General features: G+C 60.4%; 8 protein-coding genes. 3 read left to right on the top strand and 5 right to left on the bottom strand.

Annotation, left to right across the window (positions count from 1 at the left end):
• The first annotated feature begins 107 nt into the window (after positions 1-107).
• Positions 108-599 carry a hypothetical protein gene (locus P1T08_17635; protein MDF1597905.1) on the top strand — a complete coding sequence of 164 codons (492 nt, stop codon included), beginning with the start codon at positions 108-110 and terminating at the stop codon, positions 597-599.
• Positions 600-627: 28 nt separating this feature from the next.
• Complete coding sequence (locus P1T08_17630; GenBank protein MDF1597904.1) at positions 628-1,524, top strand: HNH endonuclease; 897 nt, start codon at positions 628-630, stop codon at positions 1,522-1,524.
• Here P1T08_17630 and P1T08_17625 read toward each other — a convergent pair.
• Positions 1,521-2,348 carry a hypothetical protein gene (locus tag P1T08_17625; protein MDF1597903.1) on the bottom strand — a complete coding sequence of 276 codons (828 nt, stop codon included), beginning with the start codon at positions 2,346-2,348 and terminating at the stop codon, positions 1,521-1,523. The two genes, P1T08_17630 and P1T08_17625, sit on opposite strands and share 4 nt — an antisense overlap.
• A gap of 16 nt (positions 2,349-2,364) precedes the next feature.
• Complete coding sequence (locus P1T08_17620) at positions 2,365-4,020, bottom strand: hypothetical protein (protein MDF1597902.1); 1,656 nt, start codon at positions 4,018-4,020, stop codon at positions 2,365-2,367.
• A 53-nt stretch (positions 4,021-4,073) separates the two neighbouring features.
• On the opposite strand from P1T08_17620, the gene P1T08_17615 reads away from it, so the two are divergent.
• Positions 4,074-4,766: an HNH endonuclease signature motif containing protein gene (locus P1T08_17615; protein MDF1597901.1), complete on the top strand. Its 693-nt coding sequence runs from the start codon at positions 4,074-4,076 to the stop codon at positions 4,764-4,766.
• Between the two features lie 200 nt (positions 4,767-4,966).
• Here the strand turns inward: P1T08_17615 and P1T08_17610 are convergent, their stop codons facing one another.
• The 3 genes from P1T08_17610 to P1T08_17600 all read right to left on the bottom strand — a co-directional run bounded on the left by P1T08_17610 (position 4,967) and on the right by P1T08_17600 (position 7,959).
• Positions 4,967-6,430, bottom strand: a complete 1,464-nt coding sequence (locus P1T08_17610; protein ID MDF1597900.1) for an IS1182 family transposase — start codon at positions 6,428-6,430, stop codon at positions 4,967-4,969.
• 174 nt (positions 6,431-6,604) lie between these two features.
• Entirely contained in the window at positions 6,605-7,018 is a 414-nt protein-coding gene (locus P1T08_17605) for a PIN domain-containing protein (protein ID MDF1597899.1), read from the bottom strand.
• Positions 7,015-7,959, bottom strand: a complete 945-nt coding sequence (locus tag P1T08_17600; GenBank protein MDF1597898.1) for a hypothetical protein — start codon at positions 7,957-7,959, stop codon at positions 7,015-7,017. The genes P1T08_17605 and P1T08_17600 overlap by 4 nt, the downstream gene beginning before the upstream one ends.
• Positions 7,960-8,125: the final 166 nt, after the last annotated feature.

The raw sequence follows: 8,125 nt of genomic DNA, 5'->3' as shown, positions 1-8,125 counted from the left end.
CCAACAGTGGGTATTCCCTCTCAGGAGGTGGGGAATTTCAGTGAGCAGGTCTGGGGAGTTTCAATGAGCGTGGTCAGTCCGACAACACACTCGACGCCGAGTTGCTTATGGCTGCCAGAGAAGAGGTAGATCGGGTCATATTTCGATCCGCGGCACTGAATCTGAACGATGAGGTAGCAGCCATTGCGGTGGAGGAGTATTGGCGCAAAGCGTCGGCCGGTCACGAGATCGATAATCCACACGGGTTCGTAAGGAAGGTCGCCGGAGATCGCGCCAGGGACGCCCTCAGGGTTTGGAAGCGGATCAAGGATGCGCAGGTGCGCGTTGATGAGGGCGGTTACTCACAGGTCATAGACCACGGGTCGCGTCTCGGCTACGACCTGGGTCTCGGTTGGGGGACGGTCGACACGACCGATCGATTTATGGAGGCCGTCGATGCCATAGCGGAGGACGACGCCGACCGGACGATCGCCCGAATGATCTGGATTGCGAATGCCGAAGTAGACGAGGCAGCAGCAGTCACCGGACTTGCTCCCAAGACCGTTCGGAACCGGATGACCAGAATCGAGAAAGCCGTTCGAGAGAACTTGCTGGGTTGAGCCGGCCGCTTGGTAGGTTCAATCTCAGATGTTGACCGCCACCGACTGGGTCGAACGTATCTCAAGCCTCCGTCGCTGGTCGCAACGTGGAGTTCGGGCACCGCACAAGCCGCTCCTACTCCTCTACATGATCGGACGATTCACCCAGACGGGCAGCCGGCGAGTCACGTTCGCAGAAGCGGAACCCGTGGTTGCCGATCTCCTCGACCGGTACGGCCCGCCCGTCACCAAGGCAACCCCCCAGTACCCGTTTCATCATCTCCAGAACGACGAGGGTTTCTGGCGAGTCAGCACCTCGGACGGCCGGCCGTGGCCCGAGACCCGGTTGTCGGAACTGCGCGAGGTCGGCATCGGGGAAATCACCGAGGATTTAGCGGCGGCCATCACCGACCCGGCCATCCGGGCAACCATCGTGGGGGCGCTGCTGGAGGAGTTCGGTGATTCCTATCGCACCGACTTGCTGGAGGACGTCGGGCTCACCGAGAGCCCTCTTGCATTGACCGTCGTATCCCGGACGATTCGTCGCCGCGACCCGGAGTTCCGCGACAAGGTGCTGACCGCCTACGAGCGTCGATGCGCCTTCTGCGGTTTCGATGGACGGCTCGCCGACCGCACCATTGGGCTCGATGCTGCTCACGTGCGGTGGCATGCCTTTGAAGGGCCCGACGAGGTTGCCAACGGTCTGGCTCTCTGCACGATCCATCACAAGCTGCTCGACCTCGGCGTCGTCGGCCTGACGATCGATCACACCATCGCTGTGTCACAGCGGTTCTCCGGGTCGGGTGAATCGGCGGAGCGGCTGGTGCTCAGCCTGGCCGGCGCAGACGTGCGCGGCCCACAGTCAGGGGCGCGGCCCGTCGACGAGCAGTACGTCGAATGGCACCGGGAGCAGGTGTTCCACGGGCCGGCGCGTGTGGCGGGCTAGGGAGTCCAATCCTCGAAAGCCCGAACGAGGGCATCACGGATTGGGGTGTCAGGCAGGTTGTCCTCGCTCAGAAGGTCGTCGTAGGTGACCCAGTGGAAGCGAATTGATCGGGCCCGTTCGTCGGGGTTTTTCGGGTACCGCCAGCCGCTGTTTGACCGGGGTGGCATTGCATTGTCCATTGCTCGCCATTCGAAGGCCAACCGTGCAGGATCATCCCGGTATTCGTGGTACTTGTAGACGTAAAGCCGCGATCGGAGCTCGCTGGAACGAAACCTCCTCGGCGTCAACAGTGTCACAAACGGTCGATCAACGATGGCTCCTTCTGATTGCAGGCAAGCTGCGTTCTCCGCCACCCTCGCCAGCTGGTTGCGCTCTCGCTGGTTGGACACCTTCGTGTCGATATCCGAATACCATTTCGCCTCCGTCAGGCAAACCCAGTTGGGCGTCGACTCCGGATCGAGCTCGATCCCGCCCTCCACGCCGCTGCGCAGCCGGATGTCGCCCACGGCAAGGTCGACATTGGTGTTGCCCTCCTGAAATCGTGGGGGAGTGGGCAGGACCTCGAACCAGATCTTGTGACCGGTCCGCCATGCTCCGGCGCCGCCGGTCAGAAGATCTTCGAGTGCAGAGACTCCTTCCGGGCCTCCGACGGCGTACCCGCACGCCAACAAGAAGGTCCACACTTGCTCGTCGTAGTAGTCGGCGTGCGGCGCATCCTCTTGCTGAGCCACCTTCGCGGTCAGCATCTCCCACCGGGCCTTGCCAACGAAGAGATTTTCTTCGATAGGTGTTCTGAGGCCTAGGAGGAGCGTTGAGAGAGCCACGTTCTCGCTCCGCTCCTCATGATTCAACCCGGCCCAGCACGCAAAGATCGCATATCGACCCGATTGGTCGCTTTATTTTCGCCCGCTCGCAGTTCGAGCAACCTTCCCTGCCTAGAGCCCAGAGGGCGGGATCGATACCGGCTGACGTGCCATCGATGGGAGAAGGAGCTCCGAACATCCCCGCCTGGTTCACAGCATCGAACCAAACCTGCTGGATGTCACGTCGGTGGCGACCACTCAGTTCGACTGGACTCACCAAACCCAACATCTCAGTAACCCGCTGAACATGGGTGTCAACGGCCACTGGGATCACCTCCATACCGCGAATGTCGGCACCGCCCGGACAAGCGAGCATCCGCACCCACAGCGGACCGATCTTCGGCCCTCTAAGTAGCGGGAACCGGGGAACTCCTTGGGGGCCCTTCCGCTGCAGCGCCTCAAGCAGGTCTGATGCATTCGTGGGTTTGCCGTTCAATGCTGCGATGACTGACCCTGGGCAGGCCGTGTCGGTGAGTGTTTGGGCGATGGTTTGCCAGGCGTCGGAGTCGGGGCCGTGGCGCTGACTCACCGAGTACTGTCGCAGAGCAGCCTGGAGATCGTCGTGAGGTCTCGCAATGACCTGCCACGGATCGTAAATCCATGGTGCCTGACGATATGCCTCCACGGATGCCTCCCATAGCTGCACGGCGTCGCGGGCGCGATCCATGGCAGCAGCAAAGGTGATCCACCGGCGAATGGTTCGATCGTCGGCACCGGCCGCCCGCATTGCCTTTACACACACGACCTCGGGAAGTCCGTCCCACCCCCCGCCAAGCGCCTTCGAGCGGTAGTCAGCAGCGAGTCGCACCACATGATCCGGCGCCGGCTGTTGGAGCGGCTTAGACGTTGGGCTCGACCTCGGAGCGGTGATATCCGGGTGGTTGGGATTGTCGTACCAGGCGAGTTGCACACCGATGCGGTGGTGGGCCAACGGGATGAAAACTTGAAAACCCAACGCCTCGAGTGCCTGCCGGAGCCCTGATTCCGTGTAGGCGGTGCCGGCATGGATCTCCACTGTCTCCGCCTCAGCGGCGACCAGTGTCTCGAGCAACCGAGGTGCTGTGCGACGCGCCCAAGCCCTGCGTTGATCAACCGATAGATCTTTGAGTGAGACGTCATAGGGTGCGGTGACCTGCTCCGGATGCAGGAGGCCGTGTTCGGCACTCAGGATGTACCACGGCTGTCCCGACGCTTCGGCATATGCGCGGCGCCGTTCCCACAACGGGGAGATATAGAGGTCTTTTGCTGGCGCCGGGTGGTCTCGTTTCTCCGAAACGCAGCCCAACAGGATCACCTCCGCTGCCGACTTCGATTGAGTCTGGGGAGGCGTGTTCGGTGTAATCGTTCTTGGGTCCGAATAGCTGCTTCGTTTGGATGAAGCGGGGCTTCGGCCGCGACGGCCGGGCGTGAGATTGAACAATACGTACCCGTCGCGCAGCTTCGGATGCGCGTACCAGTCGTATTCAGCCCAGGCCGCGGATGCGTATCCCGTGTTCGACCACCAGGCCTGGTGCTCATATGCGGCTTGCGGTAATCCACCCTCAAGTAGATCACTTAGGGCCTCGAGCGGCACGCGACGTTCACCAGGCTTGAGATCCCTGAAGAACGGTCGCCATGCGTCGTATTTCCCCACACCCGGAACATACAGGACGCGGCTGACAGAAAGTGGCGGATACCATGTAGTTCGTGCAACCCGGTGACGTGATTGCCTACCTCGAGATGTGTTCCCGCGAAGGCGCCATGCTCCAACGGGGTATGAACTTTCGACTCCGACCGGACCACAGCGTTTTGCTGATGAGCGTGCGCCCCGGAGCTCCATACGAGGACCAGATAACCGACGAAGGTCGCACTCTCATTTACGAAGGGCACGATCAACCGAAGAGTACCGACAACCCTGACCCCAAGACCCTGGACCAACCGCTACTCACAGAAAACGGGACCCTCACTCAGAACGGCCTGTTCTACATGGCGGCTGAAGCATTCCAGAACAATGAACTACCGCCTGAGCGGGTGCGGGTCTATGAGAAGGTCCGCTCGGGTATCTGGGTGTACACCGGTTTGTTCCATCTCGTCGACGCCTGGCAACAGGAGCTCGAGGGCCGCTACGTCTGCAAGTTCAAGCTGGCACTAGTCGAGGAGGACGCCGAAGCCGTGGACCCTGAAGATCAGGAGCTTGATCACACACGGCTTGTTCCCACTCATGTGAAGTTGGCAGTGTGGAAGCGCGACAAGGGCAAATGTGTGAAGTGTGGATCAACGGAGAATCTCCACTTCGATCACATGATCCCGTTCTCTTGGGGAGGTTCGTCACTCACTGCCGACAACATTCAACTTCTCTGCGCGAAGCACAACATCCAGAAGAGTGATCGATTGGAGTAGCGCTCGTAGCTCACGGGGTGTGTCCGAGCTGTGGCAGCCCTAGGAGCATGAGTCAGAATTGGTGTCGTGTGCCCGATTCTTGGGGTAGGTCAAGGTCTTGGATCCGATGTGACCGAGAATCATGATGGAACCTTCATCGGAGCCCGCAGATGACAGGACCCCAGATCGTTCGAATGGCGCCAGAAGTGGCCCGGTGGGTGTCAGGAAGCTGCTGCGGTGGCCATATTGGCGGCGTTTCCGAGTTTGCGTAGGTTGTGGCAGATGACATGGAGGGTCCACTCGCCTTGCGCTCCGGCGATTCCTCGTAGCCGGAGATGCCCGGCGTGTTGGCGGACTTTCATCTGTCCGAATGCTGGTTCGACGATTGCTTTGCGTCTGGCGTAGTCGGCCCGCCCGGGTTTGGTACGCAGCCGGCGTGCCATCCGTTCGCGTCGGGTTGCGTCTTTCGGGATCGGGCCTCTTGGCGTGTCTGGTACCTGTTCGTTGCGTCTGATGTGTCCCGTGGCTATCAAAGCGTTGACTTTTGAATCTGAGATGTGTTCCAGGTTGTCTTGGGAGCAGTAGCCAGCGTCGGCAAGCACCACCCCCAGGGTCGTTTCGATACCGGCATCTGTAAGGCTGTCTGTTGTAGCGTCGATCATCGGGATCAGCTGTTGAACGTCGCCTGCCTGATCGGTGACGTTTGCCGCAAGAACGACCTGTGAGTACTCGTCGACAACTGCTTGGGCGTTGTAGGCGTAGTGGAAACCGTCGGTCGTTTTCATCATCCGAGATTCGGGATCCGTGAAACTCCGCTGCGTCCGATCAGCGGGGGTCGCCCCACCAGCAGCTGTCGCTGCGGCCTCGCTTATCGCGGTCTCGTCGGCACCGTTCTTCTCAGCCTTGTCTGCCGCTTTCTTCGCGGCCTTGTCTGCCGCCTCGGCCTCGGTCGCTTCTTTGGCTGCACGCAACTTGACGAGACGGGACTCGCGACGAGCCAACTCCGGTGGGACCTCATCACCACGCCGGTCTTCCCCGAACTCGTCATCTTCTGCCCGGTCAACAGCTTCAGCCTCAGCAAGGATCGCCGCGACCTCAGCCTCGAGCTGTTCAATCCTGGGTCCGAGACGCCCATAACTCATCGCCTTGTGCCGAGAAGCAGACGCCCGCAGCTTCGTACCATCCAAAGCAACCCGACCCAACGTGACGAGTCCTGCTTCTGAGCACAGGACAAGGACCTGGGTGAACAAGTCGTCCAACGCAGCGAGGTGACGGCGACGGAACCGGGCAATCGACCGGTAATCCGGGGCGTTGTTCGCAGACAGCCAACGGAACGCCACATCAATGTGACAGCGACGTTCCATCTCCCGAGACGACGTCACCCCCGTCGAATACGCATACAACAAGAGCTTCAACATCATCGTCGGGTCATACGGCGGTGCACCAGACGCTGAAACATACGAGTCATACACCACCGAGAGATCCAAGAGGTCGTCAACGACCTCAGAAACGAACCGGGCCGTATGGTCTTGCGGGAGCCAGTCATCAAGAGACGGCGGCATCAGGAACGACTGGTCCGGGTCGTAACGACGGAACACCTTCGACCTCCCCGCAGGAACCTTCACCGCCGGTTCATCGTCGTCGGCGATCTCGAAAAGGGCATCATCATCACAGTCGTAGGACATGCCCCGCATTCTCGTCGAACCCAACCCAAAACGCGAGAACCCACAACACCTTCAACCGTCAGCCAGCCGATCGCCTCGCTGGCAGATACTGACCCACGCTCCTAGCAAGGGTCGGCACCGCACAGTTCCTTCAGAGTCACCTCCAACGCCTTGGGTCTTCGGTGATTCACAAGTTCACAGCAGAGTGAGGACGGTGAGACCCGGTGTTCCCTTGAAGATCGCGTCATGGCTGACGAGTGGTATTCCGATCAGGCTGGCCGTGGCCGCGATCCAGAGATCACTCATGTGGGTTTTGGAAGCGAGGGCGTGGCCGACCCGTTTGCACTCCACTCGTAACGAGGCCCACTCCGTCGCAAGTTCATCGTGTGGCGGAATCGTCGCTGCCTTGGCGATGGCTCGTTCCGCCTCCCGCATTCGGGCCTCTCCCCATCCAGCAGCCATGCCACCAAAGCGAATCTCGGCGACTGTCTGGAATGAAATGATTAGGCGTTTGCCGGAGAGATACTCCGCGTATTGGGATGCAAGCAATCGGCGGGTGAGCACGGCGGAGAAGACGTTTGTGTCCACGACCACCGCATCCGGGGTCATTCGAATCCCATCGCCGTTCTGAAAGCGTCAGCTTCTTCTGGAGTTATTTCCGCAAGAGCGAGATCTTCGATTCCGGTGATTTCGTGGACATCCGAAAGGGCCTTCTCAAGTCTGAAGTCCCAGAAATCATTCGTAGCTTCATGCGGCCGTGCGTTGATGGCCTCGACCCTCACGTCGGTCGCTCTGCCGGCTTTGTCCCAATCGACGATCCCCGTCACCGCGACCGTTCGGCGGACGAGGCGATCAAGCTCTGCGGCCAGAATGCTGCCAGGTTCGACGTGGCAGCGAATGGTGTACAGAGCGGCATCCTCAAGTTGATAGCTCCCGGTGCGAGCGTTCAGGGCGTATAGCTCGCCCTCCACCGTTCCGCGCCCAGGTGGCCGCTTTGTCGGCTGATGCAGGGCCGGCACGGAGATTGCCATCGGTGACACGCTGGCCCTCACTTCTTTGCCGTGGTGCGACAGGTTCCATTCGAGTCTCTCGTACGACGATGTCGCTTCAAGGAGTTGTGCGAGGTCCGCCCGGCTGGACTCGTTGAACTTATCCGGAAGTGGCTGGGAACCTGCTACTGCGGCCATTGCGTCCGCCACCATTTCGAGCGCCTGAATCCCTGCGTCGAAACCGACATCTTCTGCGAGGTCGAATTCGCCACTCCACGAAGGTGCTTCGATGTCAAGGACAGCACTGCCTTGATGAATCCCAACCGCAACGAGCGCCGACATCTGATCGAGCACGGCGGGTGGGCGTCCCGGCCCAGATTTGTCCGCTATCGCCCGGGCTAGCTTGCGAACAAGCTCTTGCGCATGGTTTGCGACCTGAGCGAGTTCGTTCAGAGGAATGGCACCGTCGCTTCCTCCGCTCAGGCGGAGCTCAACTCGGGCACGCGGTTCGGGTCGGCTGGTGACAGTTGCTCCTCTCTTGAACAATCTGAGATTACCCATACATCTGATTCTGCGGTTCGATTGGGACAGAATGGCCTGCCTAGGAGCGTCTGAAGGTCGGGCACTTAGACCCTGTTGCCGCCCGTTATCTGGCTCATCGGATTTCAGCGGGGTGTGATGGTGGCGAGTAGATTCCAGTTGGGTTTTCCGGCGTAGAGGAGGGCTC

The sequence above is a fragment of the Acidimicrobiia bacterium genome (assembly GCA_029210695.1).
Taxonomy (GTDB): Bacteria; Actinomycetota; Acidimicrobiia; order Spongiisociales; family JAHEDJ01; genus JAHEDJ01.
Note: the sequence above shows the minus strand (reverse complement) of the source record. Positions and strands in the feature narration are given on the sequence as shown.